This window comes from Rhizobium sp. NZLR1, assembly GCF_017357385.1.
Classification (GTDB): domain Bacteria; phylum Pseudomonadota; class Alphaproteobacteria; order Rhizobiales; family Rhizobiaceae; genus Rhizobium.
The window spans coordinates 3,635,077-3,657,391 of record NZ_CP071632.1; the positions used below are offsets into that span (position 1 = coordinate 3,635,077).

General features: G+C 57.6%; 18 protein-coding genes. 9 read left to right on the forward strand and 9 right to left on the reverse strand.

What is annotated here, in order from left to right; all coding sequences use genetic code 11:
• Positions 1 to 8: 8 nt before the first annotated feature.
• The 5 genes from J3O30_RS18005 to J3O30_RS18025 all read right to left on the reverse strand — a co-directional run bounded on the left by J3O30_RS18005 (position 9) and on the right by J3O30_RS18025 (position 5,777).
• Positions 9 to 836: a glycoside hydrolase family 16 protein gene (locus J3O30_RS18005; protein WP_207581594.1), complete on the reverse strand. Its 828-nt coding sequence runs from the start codon at positions 834 to 836 to the stop codon at positions 9 to 11.
• A gap of 51 nt (positions 837 to 887) precedes the next feature.
• Positions 888 to 2,369 (reverse strand): lipopolysaccharide biosynthesis protein, encoded by a 1,482-nt coding sequence (locus J3O30_RS18010; RefSeq protein WP_207581595.1) that lies wholly within the window; start codon positions 2,367 to 2,369, stop codon positions 888 to 890.
• Positions 2,370 to 2,452: 83 nt separating this feature from the next.
• Entirely contained in the window at positions 2,453 to 3,697 is a 1,245-nt protein-coding gene (locus J3O30_RS18015; protein ID WP_207581596.1) for a glycosyltransferase family 4 protein, read from the reverse strand.
• Positions 3,694 to 5,040: a glycosyltransferase family 4 protein gene (locus J3O30_RS18020; protein ID WP_207581597.1), complete on the reverse strand. Its 1,347-nt coding sequence runs from the start codon at positions 5,038 to 5,040 to the stop codon at positions 3,694 to 3,696. The genes J3O30_RS18015 and J3O30_RS18020 overlap by 4 nt, the downstream gene beginning before the upstream one ends.
• Positions 5,040 to 5,777 carry a Crp/Fnr family transcriptional regulator gene (locus J3O30_RS18025; RefSeq protein ID WP_207581598.1) on the reverse strand — a complete coding sequence of 246 codons (738 nt, stop codon included), beginning with the start codon at positions 5,775 to 5,777 and terminating at the stop codon, positions 5,040 to 5,042. The genes J3O30_RS18020 and J3O30_RS18025 overlap by 1 nt, the downstream gene beginning before the upstream one ends.
• Positions 5,778 to 6,248: 471 nt before the next feature.
• Between J3O30_RS18025 and J3O30_RS18030 the strand changes: the two genes are divergently transcribed.
• The 5 genes from J3O30_RS18030 to J3O30_RS18050 all read left to right on the forward strand — a co-directional run bounded on the left by J3O30_RS18030 (position 6,249) and on the right by J3O30_RS18050 (position 12,836).
• Positions 6,249 to 6,950, forward strand: a complete 702-nt coding sequence (locus tag J3O30_RS18030; RefSeq protein WP_207581599.1) for a sugar transferase — start codon at positions 6,249 to 6,251, stop codon at positions 6,948 to 6,950.
• Positions 6,951 to 7,083: 133 nt separating this feature from the next.
• Positions 7,084 to 8,838: a GNVR domain-containing protein gene (locus J3O30_RS18035; protein WP_207581600.1), complete on the forward strand. Its 1,755-nt coding sequence runs from the start codon at positions 7,084 to 7,086 to the stop codon at positions 8,836 to 8,838.
• The gene (locus tag J3O30_RS18040) at positions 8,835 to 9,857 is read left to right on the forward strand and encodes a glycosyltransferase (protein WP_207581601.1); all 1,023 of its coding nucleotides are present in this window, start codon (positions 8,835 to 8,837) and stop codon (positions 9,855 to 9,857) included. Before J3O30_RS18035 ends, J3O30_RS18040 begins: the two co-directional genes overlap by 4 nt.
• 4 nt (positions 9,858 to 9,861) lie before the next feature.
• Positions 9,862 to 11,241: a polysaccharide biosynthesis/export family protein gene (locus J3O30_RS18045; RefSeq protein ID WP_207581602.1), complete on the forward strand. Its 1,380-nt coding sequence runs from the start codon at positions 9,862 to 9,864 to the stop codon at positions 11,239 to 11,241.
• Between the two features lie 125 nt (positions 11,242 to 11,366).
• On the forward strand, positions 11,367 to 12,836 hold the full coding sequence (locus J3O30_RS18050) for a hypothetical protein (protein ID WP_207581603.1): 1,470 nt from the start codon (positions 11,367 to 11,369) through the stop codon (positions 12,834 to 12,836).
• 104 nt (positions 12,837 to 12,940) lie between these two features.
• Here J3O30_RS18050 and J3O30_RS18055 read toward each other — a convergent pair whose 3' ends face one another.
• Positions 12,941 to 13,240, reverse strand: a complete 300-nt coding sequence (locus tag J3O30_RS18055) for a hypothetical protein (RefSeq protein ID WP_246762687.1) — start codon at positions 13,238 to 13,240, stop codon at positions 12,941 to 12,943.
• A 305-nt stretch (positions 13,241 to 13,545) separates the two neighbouring features.
• Between J3O30_RS18055 and J3O30_RS18060 the strand changes: the two genes are divergently transcribed.
• Positions 13,546 to 14,457, forward strand: coding sequence for a glycosyltransferase (locus J3O30_RS18060; protein ID WP_207581605.1), 912 nt, complete (start codon positions 13,546 to 13,548; stop codon positions 14,455 to 14,457).
• A gap of 135 nt (positions 14,458 to 14,592) precedes the next feature.
• Complete coding sequence (locus tag J3O30_RS18065) at positions 14,593 to 15,615, forward strand: glycosyltransferase family 2 protein (RefSeq protein ID WP_207581606.1); 1,023 nt, start codon at positions 14,593 to 14,595, stop codon at positions 15,613 to 15,615.
• 48 nt (positions 15,616 to 15,663) lie between these two features.
• Here the strand turns inward: J3O30_RS18065 and J3O30_RS18070 are convergent, their stop codons facing one another.
• Positions 15,664 to 16,416: a Crp/Fnr family transcriptional regulator gene (locus J3O30_RS18070; protein WP_207581607.1), complete on the reverse strand. Its 753-nt coding sequence runs from the start codon at positions 16,414 to 16,416 to the stop codon at positions 15,664 to 15,666.
• A 450-nt stretch (positions 16,417 to 16,866) separates the two neighbouring features.
• Between J3O30_RS18070 and J3O30_RS18075 the strand changes: the two genes are divergently transcribed.
• Positions 16,867 to 17,517, forward strand: a complete 651-nt coding sequence (locus J3O30_RS18075; RefSeq protein WP_207581608.1) for a sugar transferase — start codon at positions 16,867 to 16,869, stop codon at positions 17,515 to 17,517.
• Between the two features lie 213 nt (positions 17,518 to 17,730).
• Here the strand turns inward: J3O30_RS18075 and J3O30_RS18080 are convergent, their stop codons facing one another.
• Both J3O30_RS18080 and J3O30_RS18085 read right to left on the reverse strand, forming a co-directional pair.
• Positions 17,731 to 18,030, reverse strand: coding sequence for a hypothetical protein (locus tag J3O30_RS18080; RefSeq protein ID WP_207581609.1), 300 nt, complete (start codon positions 18,028 to 18,030; stop codon positions 17,731 to 17,733).
• A gap of 586 nt (positions 18,031 to 18,616) precedes the next feature.
• A complete protein-coding gene (locus tag J3O30_RS18085; RefSeq protein ID WP_207584364.1) occupies positions 18,617 to 19,726 on the reverse strand; it encodes an acyltransferase in 1,110 nt (369 codons plus the stop codon).
• A 254-nt stretch (positions 19,727 to 19,980) separates the two neighbouring features.
• On the opposite strand from J3O30_RS18085, the gene J3O30_RS18090 reads away from it, so the two are divergent.
• On the forward strand, positions 19,981 to 22,299 hold the full coding sequence (locus tag J3O30_RS18090) for a membrane-bound PQQ-dependent dehydrogenase, glucose/quinate/shikimate family (RefSeq protein ID WP_207581610.1): 2,319 nt from the start codon (positions 19,981 to 19,983) through the stop codon (positions 22,297 to 22,299).
• The last annotated feature ends 16 nt before the right edge of the window (positions 22,300 to 22,315 follow it).

Consider the following 22,315-nt stretch of genomic DNA (forward strand, 5'->3'; position numbering starts at 1 on the left):
CCACTCGTTCAATTCGCTGCGTCGGCAGGCTTCCGCTTGTAAACATGGATATAGTCGACGAGCAGAATGGAAGGGTTCGGCGTTTCATCGATCGGCCAACCCGAGCCAAGCGCCAAGTTTACCAACGGATAAAATGGCATGTGGAACTCTTTCGGCGTGTCGAAGCTCCAGATGAACTGACGATCGAAGTAAAAACTCGTCTTGTCAGCTTGGATATCGACGCCGTAGGTGTGATATTCGCTGTTCAAAATTCCGTGCTGGACGCTTTGCCAATGGCCACCGGTGCTGTTCTGGCCGCCCTGGCTCTGACGCCAGACATGAAAGCCCATGCTGAATTCGTAGGGCGCGCGTCCATAATATTCCAGCACGTCGATTTCGGAGGTGTATTTCGACCGATCGAGCCCGATGAGCCAGAATGCCGGCCAGACTCCCTTACCCGGCGGCAGCTTCATTCGTGCTTCGAAATAGCCGAACTGCTGCGAGAAACCTTCACCCTTCGGGTTCACCGACGAAAGCAAGCCCGAGCGCCAGGTGCCGTCGGCCTCCTTGCGCGCCTCGATCTTCAGAATTCCCTGATCGGTGGTAAATGGAAAGCCGGGGGCCGGATCGGTGAAACGGGCATCACCGAAATCACCGTTCCAGGGCGTATGGGCGATCCAGCGGGAGCTTTTCTCTCCCCAGGCCGAAACGTCAAGGCTGTCAAAACTCTCCTCGAACGTCAGCTGGTATGCATCGATATTGAGTGGTTCCTGGGCCACGCTGGGCTGGCCCGGCAACGCGCCCAGACCGAGGACGAGGAGCAAACCGAGCCCCTTAGCAGATATCCCGTAACGCATTACTACTCCTCTGGAAACGCCGAACCAATCATTGGGATGCACTCTTCTCGATCATGAGGTGAAGACCTCGTTTCGTCGTGGCATGAGCCTTTGGACGATGATGGTCTCGATACCGTCGGGCCTTCCGATCATCTGCCACAACAGCAACGCGACAGCCCAGAAAATCCCCGCTGCCGCCCCGCCGAAAAGCGCGACGCCGACGATAAGATTGAGACCGACAGGCATGGCGACAAGCATCGGCTCCGCCCAGAGCAGGAAAGCGATCATCGGCAAGCTCGCGAGCAGAGGCCGGAAAAAGGACATCAATTGCGCGGCAAAACTCGCGCCGATCAGACGCCTTGTGATGACGAGCGATGCGCCATAGGCGACGAGGACTGCCACGAACCGCGCCCCCAGCGCGCCCGCCACGTGAAAATAGGCGATAGCCAGAATGGTAACCGGAGCCCTGACGGCGAACTCGACAAACATCCTGAGAGCGACATAGCGGGTATTGTTCATGACCATGGCCAATGGCGGCATCATGTTCGTGGGAAGACCGAGTAGGCTGACAAGGCACAGCCATTGCAGGATCGGTGCGGACGATGCCCATTTTTCGCCGACGAGGACGCGCACGGTCGGCTCTGCGAGGAGGGCAAGCGCGATGAGAATGGGTGCCGCGACGAAGGTGATCGCATTCGTCGCCTTTAGATAGGCGGCGACCAGGTTGCGGCGGTCTTCGACGGTGGAGAATGCCGCCATCAGCGGGCGTAGCAACGGTCCGACGAAGGTCTGGTACGGAATGCCCGCGATATTGTCGGCGACGCTGAAGGCGCCGAACGTCGACAAGCCCGTAAAACGCGGCAGAAGCAGCCGGTCCAGCTGCCAATTGATCGAATTCAGCACCTGCGACACGGTATTCCAGCTGATCATGTCCTGAAAATGCTTCCATTCGGAAAGGCTGAACGTCGGTCGCATCGGCGCAAAGACATAGGACGTGATCATCGCCGCCGTCGGGCCGGCGACCGCTCCGATCGCCAGCCCCCAGTAGCTGCCTGTTGCCACAGCTACACCCACCCCGAACAACAATGTCGATCCCTTGGCAATAAGATCGAGCGCGAACTCACGCTTGAAATCGAACCGCTGCATGAAAAGAACCATACGCGGGCTGATCATGCTGCGCATGGCAGGCGCGATCGATAGAACGGCGACAAGGGCGAAAAGCCGCGGATCGGCGTAGACCAGCGCCATTGGCCAGGAGATGATCATCATCAGCAGGCTGATAGCCAGCCCTCTCAGCAGGCTGAGGGTGAAGGCCGTGGCGAACATCTCGTCCGAAGGCGACGATTGGCGCATCAGGGCCTGGGTCAACGGCAGGTCCAGGATCGCCTCGACGATGACCAAGACCGACGTTGCGATGGCGACCAGGCCGAAATCCTCAGGGCTCAGCAGCCTTGCCAGGACAAGGAGGCTGACGAAATCGAGCATCCGCGCGAGGAATTTTCCGCTGATGGTCCAGATGCTCGCCGTCGCCGTCCTCTGAGATACGCTTGACATGATCTGTTTATCTATTCCTCGTCGGGGGCTTGAGACGGATTCGGGCGGGGCGCGGCAAGGCAGGCAGCTCCGTTCCTTCCCCCTCAACCGTGCCGTCTTCTGAAGACGTCGGCAGATCCGTCTCCATGGCTGGACAACTGTCGCTCGATCAGGCTGGACAGACGATCGCGGAATACGGCGGCGGAGAATTTCAGCGAGTGCGCGCGGATTGCATGCGGATCGATATCGTCCTCGACCGCTTCGAACGCTGCCATCGTTTCCAAAAGGGCTTCCGTCGTCTGTTGCGCGAAGCGAAAGCCGACCTGTGGCGCGGATACGGTTTCCCGGGCGCCGCCCGCGTCGAAAGCCAGAACCGGCCGCCCCGATGCCATGGCTTCCACCGGCAGGATGCCGAAATCCTCCGTGCCCGGAAACAACAGCGCGCGGCATCGCGACAGATGGTCGCGCAGCACGTTGAATGGCTGATGGCCGAGAAACTCAACGGTCGGGCCGGCGATCGACTTCAGATAAGATAATTGTTCTCCCTCGCCGATGACGACCAGCTTCCGGCCAGCCTCGGTGCAGGCGCGCACCGCGATATCCGGCCGCTTGTAGGTGGTCAGCTGTCCCGCATAAAGGTAAAATTCGCCTTTCCCCTTCCCCACCGCAAAATCGTCGGTCGCAACGGGCGGATGAATGACGACGGAGTCCCGGTCGTAGAAGCGGCGGATGCGGCTTGCGACATAATCGGAGTTGGCGACGAACACATCGACGCGCGAGGACGTCGTCACGTCCCAGGCGCGCAGCATCGGCGCGGTAATCGACATTAAGGCGCGTCCCAGCCAGGGAAGGCCATGGCGATAGACATGGAACTGATCCCAGATATAGCGCATCGGCGAATGGCAGTAACAGACATGGAGAGCGTCGGCGCGCGTGATGATGCCTTTGGCGGGCCCGGATTCGCTCGACAGGACCAGGTCGTAATCCTGCAGATCGAACTGCTCGAGCGCGAAGGGCATCAGCGGCAGCATCTTGGTATAATGCCGCTGCGCGCCAGGGATCTTCTGCAGGAAAGAGGTGCGGATGTTCCGCGTCTTCAGAAAATCGCTGATGCGATCCCGGTTACAGACGAGGGTGAAGATATCGGCCTGCGGAAACATGCGGCACAGCTCTTCAAGGACCTTTTCGCCGCCGCGCATCGAAACGAGCCAGTAATGCACGATGGCGACCCGAAGTTGCCCGGTTTCGCTTGTGCTTCCGCCCTCGGTGACGCGCCTTTTCGCCATGACAGGCGCATCGGTAAGAAAAGCCCTCGCGTCGGGAAGAGAGGTTGTTGCTTTAAGGGTCAACTCAATACTCCTTGTATCGCCACACCGTCTGTCAGCTCGGAAACCGTATTCGTCGAAATCAGGCTATGGTATTCGGCAAGAAGCGCATCGCGCCATTCCTCGTGTGTCGAGGCGAGATCCGGCGACAGCCGGAAAGCCCGCTCGCTCATGGCGCGGACCTCTTGCTTGGGCATTTGGCTAAATCTCGCCAGAGTGTCGGCAAAGGCGCTTTGATCGGCCGTATCGCAGGCAAGTGCCATGCCGGCTCTTTCCATTTCCTCGGCGAGAAAGGCGCTGCGCGACATGATCACGGGCAGACCGCTCCTGGCCGCTTCGATAGCGACGAGACCGAACGGCTCGGGATAACGCGAGGGCATCAACAGCGCACGCGCCTTGCGGATGGTCGGGCCGATCTCCGCATGCGACTGCCAGCCGACGGCCCTGACGTGATTTCCTGACGCGGCGACCAGCGGCATCAGTGGCCCGTCCCCGATCACGCAAAGCCGGACGCCGGCTCTGCGCGTGGCGGCTAGGGCGTCCTCCACGCCTTTCTCCTCGTCCAACCGTCCGATGAACACGAACTCGTCGTTGGCCTCTGCCACAATCCGTTTGATGGAAAGTGGAGCGACGGGATTGCGGATCGTCGTCAGCCTTTCGGGCCGATAGCCGGCGCCGACGAGAAAGCTCGCCATCTTCTCGTGCAGCAGAATTATCCGGCCGAAATTGGCCTGATCCTTCAAGAGCCGGAGGATATTCGAGCCGCGGGCGACACGCCACAATTTGTGCGAATAGCTTCTCTTGTCGCAAGCCGTCGCAATGCAGCCTCCGCCGAGCGGGCGTCGCAGGCAGATCTCCTGCGCCTGATAGTCGAAGAAGGCGCCGTTCGGGCAAGCCGTGAAGAAATCATGCGCGTGAACCACGCATCGTCTGGCGACCGGCACCAACGCCCTGAAAATCGCGGGGGACAGAATCTGGTGCCAGCCATGCACATGGTAGATGGTGTTGGCGGTATCGTTTGCAGCAATCCAGTTCGCGACCATGCGGACGGCGGCGCCATTGTGAATGCCGGTCACGAACGCCTTCGCACGCTCGGCACTGAGCAGGTCGCGGCTTTTCAGTCCGACCATCGAGACTCCGAGCGCGGCAAGCTCCGCATTGGCGGCGTTATCTCCGCAAATATAGGTCACCGGAATGCCGAGCCCGCGAAAAAGCTTGGCAGACAGCACCGCCAGGCCTGTCGCCCCGCCTCTGGCCACCGAGTAGTCGTCGATAATGACCAGGCGATCGATCTTTGTCGTGCCAGGGCCGAGAAACCGGCCGACGCGTGCGGTGGATCGGCTGGCCTCGGAAGGCGACAAGCGCATCATTTCACCGAAACCGCACCGTTGGCACAGGCTTCCAGCGCCTTTCGGTTAAGAATACGGATCTTGCCCTGCCCCCCGTCGATGATCTTGCCTTCACGCAGGCGCCGCAGGCATTGATTGACCTTCTCGCGGGACGCCGGCAGCGTCGCGGCCAGATCATTTTGCGAAATGATCAGTTCGTCCCCGCTGTTTGCCGCATCTTTTCCATAAACGGCGGAGAGCCGCAGCAGTGTGCTGGCCAGCCTCGACTGCAGGCTCGACGCCGCATTCGCAATGATCCGGAGTTCGAGCTCCGAAATACGCGCCAGCGCCCTGGAGAAGACCTTTTCGCGAAAGCTAGGATCGCTGGCATACATGTCGCGCAGCAGGCGGCCTTCGAAGAAGTGCAACTCGCAGTTGGAACCGGCTCGGTATTCTAGGCTCAACGTCTGTCTGCGCAAAACCTCGAGTTCGCCGATCAGGCCCGATTTTGGGATGATCTCAACGATAAATTCTCTGCCGTCGGGCAACATCGTGCTTGCGCTGACCACTCCCGAATGTACGCGAGCGAACATATCGATCAGGACGCCGGCCCCGGCGATGACCTCGCCGCGCCGGAAACGCCGAACGCTCGACCGGCACGAAAGGAATTCGTCGTCGAGCACTATGCGGCTGCCGAGATGAATGCCGCCACTAGCCGATATCGCCGCCTTGCCGACCCCGGCCCTGCGATCTGATGCGTGAGTCACCCCGTCCATGCGCATACTCCAGTACTCGAATAACGATAGGCAATGCTGCACCGCATCATTTATATTACCTTAATACCCAAGTCAAATAACATCCCCGATAGACAGCGTAAAGATTAAGACTACATTTGGGTGAAAAACAAAAATACACCATCATCGACAATCGAAAACTCGGCGTAACCGAAGAACGATTGTATGATTGGAAAGAGGTGCTCATTAAAAAGTCTTTCTAGTTAAAAAAAAGTCATAATCGAAAAGGTGATATCAAAAATATAATTGAATTTCAGTGAATTAATCACCTTTAAGTATGTTAGATTGCTCTTTAGAATGAAAATAATTCGCCCAAAGGTACAATCGGAGTTCTCTTCTGCCGTCTAGTAGCATAAAGAATTTATTAAGGATTATGACCTTGGTAACAGACAACAAGAGTGCGGCGCAGCAAACTTTGAACGGTTCTTAATCGGAAAGTTTTGGAGACCCCCTATGGCATGGGATGCACATAGTTTCGAAGCATGGTCGCGTGTCGGAAGGTCTGCGAAAGGCGGCGATCTGAATGCGTCCCGGCCTCGTGCAGCAGGCAGATCGTCCAAGCGCGCACTCGACCTTCTGATGGCGATCACCGCCCTGTTCCTGCTTTCCCCGCTTCTTTTGGTCGTCGCCTTGATCGTAAAGGTCTCCGACCGCGGCCCGGTCTTCTACTCCCATACGCGCATCGGCTTCAGCGGCGCGCCGTTCGGATGCCTCAAATTTCGCACGATGAAGACCGATGCGAGTGCTCAGCTTGCCGAATTGCTCGAAAACAACCCAGTTGCACGAACCGAGTGGGAGGCGACCCACAAGCTGAAGGACGATCCGAGGATTACGGCCGTCGGCGACATCCTGAGGCGGTCGAGCATCGACGAGCTTCCCCAGCTGTTCAATGTCCTGCGTGGCGAAATGAGCCTCGTCGGCCCTCGGCCAATCACCGTCGAGGAATTGCCGCGCTACGGCGAGCATATCTGGGCGTACATGGCAGTCCGCCCCGGCCTGACAGGCCACTGGCAAACCAGCGGGCGCAACGATGTCAGCTATGAGCACCGGGTTTCCCTCGACGTTCACTATCTCGATAACTGGTCGCTAGGCCGGGACTTAATCATCATTGCCAAGACCATTCCCGCACTGTTTTCGCAGCGGGGCTCGTACTGAGCAATTAGGAGAGAGCTGCCGATCATGCCTGAAATCGGAAGACATACACCTCCTCCGTCCCCTCCAAGCTGCAGGCACCTGGTCACCCGATACCTGGTTACTCCTTGATATCGCCATTTTGGATTAGGACGACATGACCTCGAGCACGATCTTCAGCGGCGTTTCTTCGATACCTCTGCCTGCCGCAACGACTGGGGCGAATTCACCGCTGACTTTGCGGGATATGCTTTTCTTTCTTAGAATGCGCTGGCTGTGGATTGCGGCGACGACGATAGCCTTCCTCGTAATGGCGGGGAGCTATGTACTGACCGCCGAGCCGACATTCGTTGCCAGCACGCAACTTTTGATCTTTCCCCAGGTGAGCGGCTCCGAAACACAGAGGGCCTTTGCGGAAGACGCATTCATAGAGGGACAGCTGGAAATCGCCAGATCCAGCGACGTCGTCGGCGGAACGGTAACGGCGCTGGATCTCGACACCGATCCGGAATTCGTCGATCAGGCGCCTTCGCTGCAGGACAGGGCAAAGAATTGGCTGACGGGCTTTTCTTCGCAACTGGATACGCCATCGCAGGAAGCGACGGGCAAGGGAACGAGAGAAGCGCAGCCGGAGGGGGAGCGGCTCCATGACTGGGCGACCGCCACCCTGCTGAACATGATGGAAATACGCCGGATCGGAAGTTCGACGGTCATCGAGATATCGGCCGCGGCAACGACCCCTCAGAAAGCCGTCGATATCGCCGACACGCTCGCCAGGCAGTATATCCAGAAGAATATCTCCATGAAGGCCAGCGCCGCCCGCCAATACAGCGACTGGCTGGCGAAGTTCATAACCGAGCAACAGCGAGGACTTGCCGAAGCTGCTAGCGCTTTGGCTGGCTTTACGAGCAATCCGCGCGATCAGTTCAAGCTTGCGGAGCTGCAAAGCGCGACGGACGCCCGCCGCACCCTTTATGAAAGCACCTTGAACCAGCTTACCGAAGCCAAGCAGCGCATCACCTACCCGGTGTCCGATGCCACGATCGTTTCGCGGGCCACGCTGCCTCTTTCGAAGGCCAGGCCACGCAGCACGCTTATCCTCGCCTTTGCGGCGGCGGTCGGTCTTGGTCTCGGCCTGGCACTTGCCATGATAAGGCACGCCGGTGATCGCCGGATCATCCGTCCCCATCAGATCGCGGAGGCCGCTGGACTGCCCTTCGTCACTCTGCTGGCGACATCGAAGAGGGCCAGCAATCGACACCCTGCGCGTTTCCTTGCGGCCGGCACTGATAGCAGCACTGCAGCCGCCTATCCTGATATCCCAGGCATGGCGGAACTGAGCGCGACGGTCGTCGGTCTTCGGCGCAAACGCCGGGTTGTGATTGGAATCGTCGCTATCGATCCCGGCAGCGGGGCATCGACCATTGCGTGTGAACTTGCCGTGCTGTCGTCGATATCAGGAGCTCGGACGCTGTTGATCGATGCGGCTGCACAGAAATCGTCGCTCAGCAAATCGATCGCGCCCTATAGTTCCACCGGCCTCATCGATGTCCTCGACAATGGAGAACTGATTCAGACGGCGGCATTGCCCCTCACCCCGACGCTGAAGTTCCTTCCCCTCGGCGATGTCGAAGCGGTGACGCCGGCCATTCGCCTGAGCTCCCGTCGCACGCAGTTGAGCTTCGCCGATCTGAAAAAGGAATTCGACGCCATATTCGTCGACATTTCCGCATTCTCCGCTTCTCCGGATGCCAATGCGATCGCGCCGGAACTGGACGGCGTCCTCGTCGTCACCTCGCACGGCCGCACCTCGATCGACGATACCATGCGCATCATCGACACGATGCGGAACGTCGGCGCGGAGATCCTCGGCGCGATCATCAACCATGCACCGAAGAGAATGCAGTCATGACCTCATCTTCGGCAGGAGCAACCAGGCAGGACGGGCCAATCGCGCCGGCGCCTGGTCCTTGCGGCACTGAAGCCGCGTCAGGGGCCGCGAGCCGCCCATTGCGGATTGCCATCGGGATTGCTTCGGCAGGCCGCCCCTCGATCCTGCGGGAGACGATCGATTATCTCACCACCATGCCCGGTCAGGCTGAGCGGTTGATCGTCTGCGTGCCTTCGATCGACGATGCCACCGGGCTTGCCGACCGCATCGACGTGGACGTCATCATCGGCAGCCGTGGCCTGACCTCTCAGCGCAACAGGATCATCGAGGCCGCCGCGGCCGATACGGATATTCTGATATTCCTGGACGACGACTTCATTCCCGCAGCAACCTTCCTGTCGCGGATTGCGGCGGTCTTTACGCTAAGGCCCGACGTCGCGATCGCCACTGGCGAAGTCCTGGCTGACGGCATCCTCGATGGCGGCCTTAGCATGTCAAAGGCCCTGCAGGTTCTTGAAACGGCCGGCGAAGCGGCCGAACAGGTGACGGAGGTCTATAACGCCTACGGATGCAACATGGCGGTTCGCCTTTCATCCGTTGTCGAGCATGCGCTGACTTTTGACGAGCAGCTGCCACTCTACGGCTGGCTCGAGGATGTCGATTTCAGCAGGTCCATCGCCCGCTACGGCAGGTCCGTGCATGTCGAAGGCGCCCGCGGCGTGCATCTCGGCGTCAGATCCGGGCGCCAGCCCGGCCGAAGACTCGGCTATTCGCAGGTTGCCAATCCTGTTTATCTGATCCGCAAGGGCACGATGTCGAGGGCCCGCGCAATCGCACAAATCGGCCGCAACATCCTGGCGAACGCCTCGGGCCTATTGTTCAAAGACCGCTTGATTGACCGTTGGGGACGTTTGAATGGCAATTTGCTGGCGCTTTCCGATCTTCTTGTCGGCCGCGCCTCTCCGTCCCGCATTCTCGAACTCGGCAATCCGTCGCCGCGCGAGATGCCTTCGCCGTCGATCGCAACGAAACGGAGATAGATCAATGCAGCCTACATCCTTGTCCGATCGCCTCATCTCCGCGGCACTCTCCTTGCTGGCCTTCTGCTGCCTGACCGGCTGGAGCGTCGCCCATGCGCAGACATTCACCCTCGTACCGGAAGACAAGGTAAGACTGCGCGTCGTCGAATGGCGCTCGTCGGATTCGCGCTATGCCAGCTGGGAGGCTCTCGACGGCGTCTATACCGTCGATGATACCGGCGACCTGTCGATCCCGATCGCCGGTCACGTGCAGGCGACCGGAAAGACGACTGAAGAGCTCGCCGATGCTATCGCCGGCGCGCTGGCCGAAAAGGCGGAACTCCCGGGCAAGCCGTACATCGCCTTGGAGATTGCCGAGCATGCGCCGATCTTCGTCACCGGAACCGTGCAAACTCCCGGGCGCTATCCTTTTGAACCCAACATGACCGTCATGAAGGTGGTCAGCATCGCTGGTGGTTTCCTGCGGGAACGCGAGGATAATACCTACTTCGAACGCGACCGGATCCAGGCTGCCGGCGCCTACCGAACGGCCGTTCTCAACCGGCGCGATCTCTTGATGCGGCAGGCGCGGCTGCGCGCGGAGATCGCTGGCGAGCAGAGTTTTGAAATTCCTGACGAACTTGTGGGAACGCCCGATATAGACAAGCTGAAGGCACAGGAATTGAACCTGATGCGGCTGCGGCGCGTCGATATCGACAGCCAGATCGAAGCGGCGAATGATCTCACCCGCCTCTATGGCCAGCAGGTCGAGTCGCTTGCGGCCAAGATCAATTCGCAAAAACGGCAGATCGATCTTGCCCAAAAAGAATTGGACAATGTCAACAGCCTGGTCAGCAAAGGCCTGGTCAGCAATTCCCGTCAGGTCTCGGTCGATCGCGGGGTCGCGGATGCACAGGGCACCCTGATCGATCTCGAAGTTGCCCTGACCACGGCTCGTCAGGGCCTCAGCGAAGCTGACCGTTCCAAGATCAACATCGTCAACAGGCAGAACAGCGAAAACCAGGACCTGCTCAATCAGGTCAATCTTGCGATCGGCAGGGCGGCGATCGATATCCAGGTGGCCCAGCTTCTTGGCGAACAGGCCGGCTACGACGCTCAACTCGCCCAGATCAGCACGGACGCACCGGGTCTCGGCAGAGCGCAGAAGAACTACAGGATCGTGCGCCGCAATGACGACGGAACCTATCACAACATCGTGGCGGATGAGCAAACCGCATTGCTGCCGCACGATCTGGTCGAGGTCGGTTTAGACACGGCTCTTCAGGGCTCATCCCAGTCGCCGCAGACCGCGCCGCAGAAACAGAGCTCGACGGTCTCGTCGTCCGATGTGGCCGGGGACAGTCGGCCGGCCCCCGGCTGGGTATCTCAGGCGGGATCGAATTAGGTGGCGGTTGTGATCCTCGACGACAGCGGGCAGCTTTCGCCTCGAGCATCATGCCGAGAGACGGATGCCGGTTGTCGGCAAAAGCGGGGTCTTGGCCGCTTACCCTCCGGATCAGGATCTGAAGCATGTCGATAGAACCGATCGGTTTCATCGTTCTGCTGCTTGGTGTGCTCGGCATGATCAACGGCGCGCGCTTTGCTCTTACGACCCTCTGCCTGTCGACGCTGCTAGGAGCCGCAGCGGCTCTCCAATTGCCCGCGCTCGGCGGCAGCAGCATCCAGCCAAGCCATCTTTTGGTGCTCTTTCTCGTTCTGGCCGCCCTGCTGCGCCCGGCTCAAACGCAGACGGTACTGGCCAGCATCGCCTATCCAGGCCCTGGCTTCTGGTTTGCCAGCTACATCCTGTTTTCCGTGGCATCGTCGTTCTTCTTGCCCCGCATCTTTGCCGGCGCGACCCTCGTCTACTCCTCTGCACGAGACGTTTCGGGGATGATGTCGACAGTGGCTGCTCCGCTGGCTCCAGGCTCGTCCAATCTCAGCCAGTCCGTCTATCTGCTTGGCGACCTCGCCTGCTTTGCCGTCGTCTCGGGGCTTACCAGGCTCGGATATGCCAGTTTCATTGCACAACAACTGATCGTGGCGTCGCTAGTATGTTTTGCATTGGCGCTTATCGATATCGGAACCTTCCTGACCGGCCAGTCCTACCTGCTCGATGTCATCAGGAATGCGAATTATACGATGCATACGGCCGAGACGATCAGCGGGTTCAAGCGCATCGTCGGTTCCTTTCCCGAAGCGAGCACCTATGGCGCGGTCGCGCTGGCCTATTTTTCCTTCACGCTGATGCTCTGGCTGGAGCGTGTTCAAAGCCGCATGGCGGGACTTGCAACGCTTTTCATCGGCCCGACGATCGTGCTTTGCACGTCAACAACCGCCTACATCGCCGGCATCTTCGTTGTCAGCTTGTTCGTGCTGTTCTGCCTGAAACGACTGATCGGCGGCCCGGCAACGACCCCGCACGTGACACTCCTGGTGATCACGCTGTTCTTGATTCCCTGTGCCATCGTTGCACTCAGCCTCGTCCCCGATGCGTGGGATTCCATTGCCGGCCTGGTGAACACCACCTTGTCGGACAAGCTCCAATCGCAATCCGGCGAAGAACGGACCGCCTGGAACACGCTGGCATTGATCGCATTCGTTGATACCGCCACCTTCGGCGCCGGGCTCGGCACGGTTCGAGCCTCGAGTTTTATCGCTGCATTGCTTTCCAATGTCGGATTAACCGGCACTCTTCTCTTCGCCACTTTCCTGTGCAGCCTTTTAAGGGCTTCCGGCCGGCGCATATCAGGCGATCGGGAAACCCACGCGATCGGAAATGCCGCGATTATGGCATGCATCGCCCAGGTCGCCTCGGCGGCGATATCAGGAAGCGGCACCGATCTCGGCCTGCTGTTCAGCACCACGGCGGGTCTGGCTGCCGGGTGCCTGGCACCAACCAATATCTCACCGCGACGCGCAGCCCTGTCGCTTGCCAACCGAACCCCACGGGAGACATCGACATCTCTGATGAGAGCGCCGATGTTTTCAGCACGATGATGCCCGCGCTCGAACTCCGCCGCAGCACGAGAAGGAGCCCGTCGGCCAAAGGCGCTCCTACAAAGCGCGCCGCAGACGGATATGCTGAGAGGTCTGTATCAACATCAGCCTTGCGGGCGCTCGCGGCTGGTCGCGACGTTGTCTGCGACCGAATTATTTTCCCGCAACCTGGCACTACGCCGCAAAAGCCCCGACACGAATACGCCTGCCACATAGCCAATTTCCATCAGTATGAGGATAGCAATACCGGAGAGGACCGCCGCAATCACGGAAGACCCATCGGCGAAAGCCACGCTGCCGAATCCGATTGCCACGAGGAATGCAAAAATTGCGAAGCCCCAGGCACGGATGGAAGCCCCGGCAACGATCGAAATCACAGCTGCCACGAGTGTGGTGATCAGCATCGCAATCCCCATTCCTTCTGCATGCCGACACGGCTCCCAGCACCAATCGTTGGTCCGCGAAACAAGATGTCGAAACACAGCCTTGTGACAGGCAAGGCACTCTTCATGGTGAATATCTCAACAATGATCACACAAAAGCCGCCGGCGGACAGATCCGATTCGGTCACCACCGGACTGGACGCGGGCTATATATACCGAACGGGGCCTTCATATGACAGACCCGTCGGCTCAATTCACAACTGTTCTCTCGACTGGAAAGACAATGCCGGTTCATTTGTATCGCGCACAATCGGAAGGGTGATGGCATGAACAATCAGTGCGTCGTCTACGTCACGGATGTCGAGTATTCATTTCCGACTATTCTCTCGGCGCTTCAGGCTCGCAAATTCGCAAGCCCCGCGACTGATGTCTGCGTTCTCATGTCGGAACATCTCGATAATTTCGTAGAATTGAAAGCCCTGCTCGCCACGAGCGGGGTCGACTTGATGGATGTGACCGGAGCGCTGCACGATTCGCTCGGCAAGCTCGACGGGGCGCATTTCCGGGGACGCATCAGCGTCAGCACGATGGCCAAGTTGGTGCTTTGCGAGATTCTGCCTGCCAACTATACCCAGATCATCTACCTTGATGGGGATACGCAGATCGTCAGCGATCTCGGCAGGCTCGAAAACGCCGCTGTGCCCGAAGGCAGGTTTTTCGCGGCGCGCGATTACACGGCGATCCATGATTTCCTCGACACTGGAAAGAGCAGCCACTATTTCAACGCGGGAGTCCTGAAATTCCATCGCAATGGCTGGATCGGGCAGGAGGCGCTTGAGCTTTTTGCTAAAAATCCTGAGGCCTGCGAGGGCAAACACGATCAGGGCGCATTGAATTATGTCTGTGGCGCATCGCTGATCCTCGTATCGAACCGCTGGAACTTTCCCAAGCAGTTCCTTCATCTCGTCAATATGTCCTCCTTGGCGATCGTGCATTACATGGCGCATCCGAAGCCGTGGCACGGAACCTTCTTTCCATGGACCGACAAGGAAAGCCAAGTTTACGTCGACCTTCGCAAAGCCCATCCGATTTACAACTCGTTGTATCGCGGAATAAGCTTCGATCGTAAGATCCTGTATAAGTACCGGTCGATACGAGCGCGCATCGAACATGCAATTGAGAAAGACGGATCTGATCCGCGGGTCCAAAAGCTGCTGGTTGGCGACTACGCTGTATGAGGACCCATCGTTGGTTCGTCCTGAGGTGAATGTCGGCGTGACCGATCTCAGCATCGCCGGTCGAGCTTTGGATTGCAGGCGCGCGCGCAAGTATTCATCTATTCATACCAGGATAGATAATGTTCAGGACAGAATATGAGTTATAGGGCTTCCGTCGCCAGTATCTCGCATTACGCAAAAGCCCGCCTGCGCCGGTCGCTCAAGGCCCGGCAGGTTCGCTATGACCTGCTGCGCGATGGGCTCACGCAGGCACGTCACGTCGTCATCTGCGTCATCCGCGACGAGGTGCACCGGCTGGCATTCTTCCTGCAATATTATCGTGATCTCGGCTTCGAGCATTTTATCTGCATCGACAACGGCTCGACCGATGGCACGGTCGAGCTGCTGTCCAGCTTCGACGATGTCTCACTTCTTTCTGCCCACGGGTCCTACAAGGCTGCGAGATTCGGAAACGACTGGATCAACGAAGTCATCAATCGTCACTGTCGGGAGAAATGGGTTCTCTATGTCGATGCAGACGAGTTCCTGGTCTATCCCCATTGCGACACACGGCCGATCGATCAATTGACCGCCTATATCGATTCCATGGGCGGCCATTCCCTCCGCTCGGTGATGATCGACATGTACAGCCCCCATCCCGTTCTCGAAAACATATGTGAACCCGGTCGAAATCCGCTCGAAGTCTGCAATCTCTTCGACCGGTCCGGTTATGTCGCGCATTTCGACAAACGCAACTGGACGATTTGGATCAAGGGCGGCGTTCGCGGGCGGGTCTATTTCAACAACCGGCTCTGGGATGGCCCTGCGCTCAACAAGATACCCCTTGTCTATGTCGGGGGTGAACGTCTTTTTCTGAAATCATCCCACCAGGTCTGGCCGCTCTCCCTGAATTTGGGCGACATGAGCGGCGCACTCGGCGTATCTGGCGCGCTTCTGCATTTTAAGTTCCTGTCGACCTTCGTGCACAAGGTTGCCGATGCGGCGCACCGGTCCCAACATACGGAGGAATATGCCGTATATTCCTCGAGCAATAATGTGGATGCCTTCGTCTGTGCCGATACCGGGACCTACAGAAGCTGGAAGGACCTCTCCGATCACGGGCTCATCCAGGGTGAAGGCTGGAAATACTGGAGAAATGCCTCCGAGAGCGAAGTCTGATGCAGGTCACCTAGATGCATATCCCCCGGAAGTGCTCGCGGCGCCGTCTCAAGCGAGGTGCGCCGCACCCTCGGCATAAGCCTCCAACGCCTTCCGATTGAGAATGCGGATTTTGCCATGCGTGCCGTCGACCACTTTGCTCTCGCGCAAACGCCGCAGACACTGGTTGACCTTTTCGCGCGACGCCGGCAGCGTCGCCGCCAGCTCATGTTGGGAGATAATCAGCTCATCTCCGCTATTTTGCGCATCCACTTTGTACACGGCAGAAAGGCGCAGCAGCGTCCCGGCCAGTCTCTGCCTTAGGCTCGATCCCGCATTGGAAATGATCCGCAGTTCGAGTTCGGAAACACGCGCCAGCGCCTTCGACAGAAGCTTCACCTGGAATTGCGGATCGTTTGCACATAAGTCCCGCAGCAACCGACCGTCGAAATAATGCAGTTCGCAGTCGGACGAGGCCCGATATTCCAGGCTGAGGGACTGCTTGCGCAGTACCGCCAGTTCGCCGATCAGGCCGCCTTTTGGAACGATTTCCACGATGAACTCTCGTCCATCTGCAAGCGGGGTGCTTGCACTCACCATTCCGTGCTGAACGCGGGCGAATATGTCGACGACGACACCGGCGCTGGCAATCACCTCACCGCGGCGAAACTTTCGGACACTCGAACGGCAAAACGGGAATTCATGATCCAGATCCCCCCGCCCACCGTATATAATACCTACAGGCCCTGAAGTAACCGCCTCCTCTATTCGCGACGCGCCTCCTTTAGTCTTGTTATCTCTGATGCTAATCGCCCCGTCCATACACACAACTCCACGCAGATTAATTCGTTATTATCGTCGGCAACATTGGAAATACGTTAACTTAGAAAGTCGAATAACGATAGTATAAAGATATACTGTCGAAATTATACATAAACTATGACGAATGCTCACATTTATATACATAAAGATCTATACTGAATTCCATAAACTGCCATGATCGTAAGCTATGGTTGGATTTTGTACGATCCATGACAATTTCTCAATTACACGACAAATCGGCGCGACAGACGATTAATCCCATTACCACCAATTAATACTAATAACATTTTGTTTACTTAACCGGATGTGCAAACAGTATTTTAAATATGCACAAATACACCTTCGGAGATAAGGAATTTGTTCACCATTATGACCTCGGTCACAGACATCAAGCCTATATTAGAACAAGCTTTCGCTGTAATTTCTGGGCTTCGCCCAACGGAGACGCGGATGGCGGGAAAAAATCAGGGTATCAACCGAAACGATCCTTGGCGGGACTACACCAGGGGACGACAGGAAGGGTATCCATTCAACTCGTCCAAATCCGATACGATCAGCAGGATTCTGAAGCGCGCATTGGACATCACCATTGCGGCGTCTCTCTTATTTCTTCTGTCGCCGCTCCTTCTGTCGGTAGCACTCATCATGACGCTAAGCGATAGGGGGCCTATTCTCAATTCCCATCGGCGGATTGGCTATAGGGGAAAAGAGTTCGGTTGCCTCAAGTTTCGGACGACGAGAGCCGACGCAACGGCCAGCCCGCATGTGACTGTTCTCGGCGACATCCTGACGCGATCGAGCCTCGACAAGCTTCCTAAAGTGATCAACGTGCTGCTTGGGCAAATGAGCCTTGTCGGACCCCGCGCCGTTAGCAAAGAAGAGCTGCCGCGATACGGCGAACATGCCTATGCCTACATCGCGGTCCGTCCTGGTCTGATCGGTCAGTGGCAGACTGGCGAGCGCGCCAAATATCAGAATAGCGTTTGCCTCGACGTCGAGTATCTGAGCAAATGGACGCTCGCATTGGATTTCATGATCATGGCAAAAACTCTGTCGGCCCTGCTTTCCCGGCACGCCTTGCTGCCGAAAGTGGACTGGTAGAGTATTTCCGTTTTCCCCGCCGAAAAGCGTAAGCGGTTTTTGGACGAAATAATGATGCAAAATATCTTATTAAAAACAGGATTTTAGGCAGACCGGCAGCCTTAAACCATCCTGTTCTGGTGGGCGCAAATCGTCATTTTTTGTGGATGTTGCCTTCGTTCCGGACGGCTGAGATACCACACAGAGGCGCAACCTGCCTGTTCAGCCATTGCATTATCCGTGGGGAGGCTTGCCGGTCACTTGTGAGCGCTCGGTGATAGAGTCCTTTTTCCGCCGCTTTTGGATATGCACCCACAATGAGTAGGCGAATAGACCCGCCAGATAGCATATTTCCATCAATACAAGCGCTTCGAGCGAGTAGGCGATCGCTTCGGAAAAGGAGGAGCCTTTCAGCAGGATCACAGCACCCAGGGCAGCGACCAGCAGAAATGCAAAGATTGCAAAGGCCCAGGCGCGAATGGCCGCTCCGGCGGCGATGGAGATGGAAACCACGATGAGCGTGCTCTTCAGCATTTATACTGCTCCTCTCTTCACGCCTCCTTCAAGCCGCCGTCTGCCCTCAATGACATGACAAAACTCAAAGTCGGAACGAAGTCCGATCAAAGTATTTTATCTATTACTGTTAAAATATTGCTAAGAACCGCCTAGCAACCCGATCAACTACGCGAAGAATATTTGGCTATTCCTCAGACAGGGCCATCCATCGTCCAAAATCAAAAGATGCTTGGAGCACGCAGGAAGGTTTAGGTATCGGATTAGTAACGAGGCGCCGCGGTGCTGCCGCGACGTTCCAGCGCCTAACTGAACATTCGTTCGATTGTTCCAAAAAGACAAATCTGAACATAAGCTTGCGTATTATGCACCCGCGATGATCCAAACAGCGCCTGTCAACCCAGCATGAGATGACGACGACGTCAGTGATCTGCAGCAAGCCTGCTCCAAGCTCGGCTTTCACGACGGGATCGGACGCTCCCCCCGTGGCGGTCGACCACGTTACAACGAAACAGGGCCCGCCGGTGATTGGTGAGCCCTGCTGATGTCTTTTGCAGGTTAAGCACCGGCGATAAAGTTGCCAGTCTCGCGACCGGCATCGATAAGTCTATTTCGAGACTGCAGCCGCCAATTGCCGTTTTGCGCCGCGTTGGAGACTGAGGTTTTCAAGCCAAGTGACTTGTTTCCTCAATTTCAACGCCGGCTTTTCGATGAATCTCCAGGAGAAGGCAGCAAAGCAAGTCGCAACGATGCTGCAGACAATGCCATTCAACAACCAGTTATGCGCCCAAGGCCCGAGCGCTACGAACGCTTGTTGGATGGGATATCCATAGAGGAAGACGCCGTAGGAGTAGTCTGCCCCGCGCAAAACGCCAAGCTTGCGGGGCGAGGTCAGGCCGAGGAAAACCGTGACATATCCCATGGCCGGAATGGCTATGAAATCCCCAAAGGAGGTGAACCAGTAGGCCCAGAATATCATTGCCATGGAGGCAAGGAAAATTCTCACATCCCAAAGAACCTTGTCCTTGTAGAGATAGAAAGTCACGCCCACGAGAAAAGCACAAATAAGCAGATTACCTGACGCGGTCGTGGGCATCGCCGCCCAGTCACTTTCATGTTTCCAATACCTTGCGATACCGAAGCTTACGATCAAAGCCGGCGTTGCGATAAGGGCGATCACGCGCCGCCTGACCACGCCAAGCAGAAACAGGGCGGCGATCACAGCATAACACTCGAGCTCGAAGGGTACAGTCCAGAGCTGCCCGTTCACCATCGCGGCGTCGGGATTATCCAGGAATACCCCTGGAAGATTGAAGTGAATGTGCCCTGTGACATTCAGCAGATAGGTAAAGAACTGTGGGTCGGTGAAATAGTCACGCAGGTCATACTCTGTATAGATCGCTCCGAGTATAAAGGCAGCCAGCAATACCTCCACCGCAAGAGCAGGGTAGATCCGGATAAATCGGTTACCGAGAAATGAGATTAATGTCTTCGACCGTTCAAGACTGCCGGCCACCAGGAATCCACTCAAGACAAAGAACATCGGGAGCACTGATTTGATGACAGGACGGAAGGGCGACTCCCAGAGGAAGAGGTCATCGCCGTAGGTGACGCGGGCCGTATGTATCCAAAGCACTGAAAAGGCTAACAGTAATCGCATATAATCGAATCCTGCCGGTCGCCCGTTCGCTAGATCAAGCTTTTCGCCGAGAAACATCTGTGCCCCTTTCAGAAATATTACTCGATTTGGAATGGCAAGCTGTTGCCGCAGTGCGGCGGCGGCATCATTGCCAGATCGGAGCCGCGTGTCAGTGACCAGAGGTACACCAGGAAAAATTGAACGAGAGAGCTCCCCTCTCCTGAAGACGAGATAGCTGACCATCAACCCAATGGCCCTGTGCTTCCCGAGGTGCCATGCGACGGTCAGAGTTTAAATCCAGGCGATCGGGCGGCGGATTGGATGAGGAAACGATGAAATTTCTGGCCACCCTATTCTGTATTGTTCTCGCCTTTATCGGGTTGGGCTTGATGGGAGGCGGCGCCGTGCTGCTCAGCCTCGGCGGCTCGCCCTATTACGCGATCGTCGGGCTTGCCTATCTGATTGCAGCGCTCCTGCTATGGCGCCGGAAAGCGTCAGGCGCATTCATCGTCTTTCTTGGTGCCGTTTTCACCCTTCCCTGGGCACTTTGGGAGTCGGGTCTCAATTTTTGGGCACTTTTTGCACGTTTGATGTCTCCCATTGCACTGGCGGGCTTTGCACTTCTTTTTGCGCCCTCGCTTTTGCCAGCCGCCAACCGGAAACTTTTCTATGGCGGCACCCTGCTTGCCGTCGTCCTGTTCGTTGCGGGCTTTAGCCTTGCTTTCACGCCGCATGGGCTGATCCGCCCCTCCGCCGACATCCCCGCCTACAAAATCGCCAAAGGCGACAATGCTCCCTCCGACTGGACATCCTATGGCCGCAGCACGGCAGGAGATCGCTACTCGCCGTTCGATCAGATCAATCGCGGCAATGTTGCCAAGCTAGACCTTGCCTGGACATATCGCACAGGAAAAGGAGAAGGCGCCGATCAGAACACGCCTCTGCAGATCGGCGATACGATCTATAGCTGCACGCCGACGGATGTGATCGCAGCGCTCGATGCAGATACCGGCAAACCCCGCTGGACCTTCGACCCCAAGGCAACGGCGCCTTACTGGCAGCGCTGCCGCGGCCTCGGTTACTATAAGATGCCCCAGGAGGCCCCATCTGCCGACGGTCTTTGCAATGAGCGTCTGGTGCAGACAACGATTGATGCCCGCCTCCTCGAGATCGACAGCAGGACCGGCGCGCCCTGTAAAGGCTTCGGAGACAATGGCACCGTGCAGCTCTCCCAGGGCATGGGCGAAGTCAAGACAGGTTATTATTTCCAAACATCAGCGCCGCTGATTGCCCGCAATCTGATCGTCGTCGGAGGCTGGGTCATGGACAATCAGGAGGTCGGCGAACCCTCGGGCGTCATCCGCGCCTTCAATGTCGTCACCGGCGAGCTCGAATGGGCGTGGGATCTCGGCAATCCTGAGATCACCAAACTCCCGCCGAAGGGCCAGACTTATACGCGGGCCACGCCCAACATGTGGACGACGGCCGCATTCGACGACAAGCTTGGGCTCATCTATGCACCGCTCGGCAATACCACCCCGGATTACTACGGCGTCAATCGCCCGGCCTTCGCCGATCGATACAATGCCACACTGGTAGCGCTCGATGTCACGACGGGACGAGAGAAATGGAAGTTCCAGACCGTGCATCACGACCTCTGGGACTATGACCTCCCGGCCCAACCGGTTTTGATCGACCTGCCTGATGGCAATGGCGCCACAATGCCTGCTCTCCTGCAGACCACCAAACGCGGGCAGCTTTTCCTGCTCAACCGGCAGACCGGCGCACCGCTTGCCGAGGTTCAGGAGAATCCGGTGCCGCAGGACGGCGGCGCGCCGGGGGAGAAGCTGTCTCCGACACAGCCCTATTCCGTCGGCATGCCGACAATCGGTGCCGAGCGGGTGACGGAGCAGACGGCCTGGGGCCTGACGATGTTCGATCAACTGGCATGCCGCATCGCCTTCCGAAAGATGCGCTACGATGGCGATTTCACCCCGATCGGCCCGCACTATGCAATCCAGCAGCCGGGAAATCTGGGCGGCCTCAACTGGGGAAGCGTATCGGTTGATCTGCCGAACAACCGGGTCTTCATAAACGATATCCGCGTGCCCAGTCTCTTCGCACTCATCCCACGCGCAGAGTATGTCGATTTTGCCCTCACCACGACCGCGCATGGCCCCTCCGCCCCGCAGCGCGGTACACCATATGGTATGGCTACCGAAATGTGGACCTCGAGGCTCCGGGTTCCCTGCACGCAGCCGCCTTTCGGCACCGTCACGGCAGTGGATCTGAACACCCGTAAGATCGCATGGCAGGTTCCGGCCGGGACCGCCGAAGAACTAGGGCCGTTTAAGATCAAAACCAATCTGCCGATGCCGATGGGCCTGCCGAGTTATGCCGGCACGTCGGCGACTGCCGGCGGTGTCGTCTTCTTCGCCGGCTTTCAGGACTATTATATCCGCGCCTATGACGCCGAGAACGGCTCGGAACTCTGGAAATATCCCCTGCCGGTCGGCTCGAGCGCCACGCCCATGACCTATGTCTCACCTAAAACCGGAAAGCAGTATGTCCTGATATCCGTTGGTGGAGCGCCATATTCGACGGACGTCGGCGACTACGTGCTCGCCTTCACTCTCAAAGACGAACATTAGCCGCTGTCAGCGCACA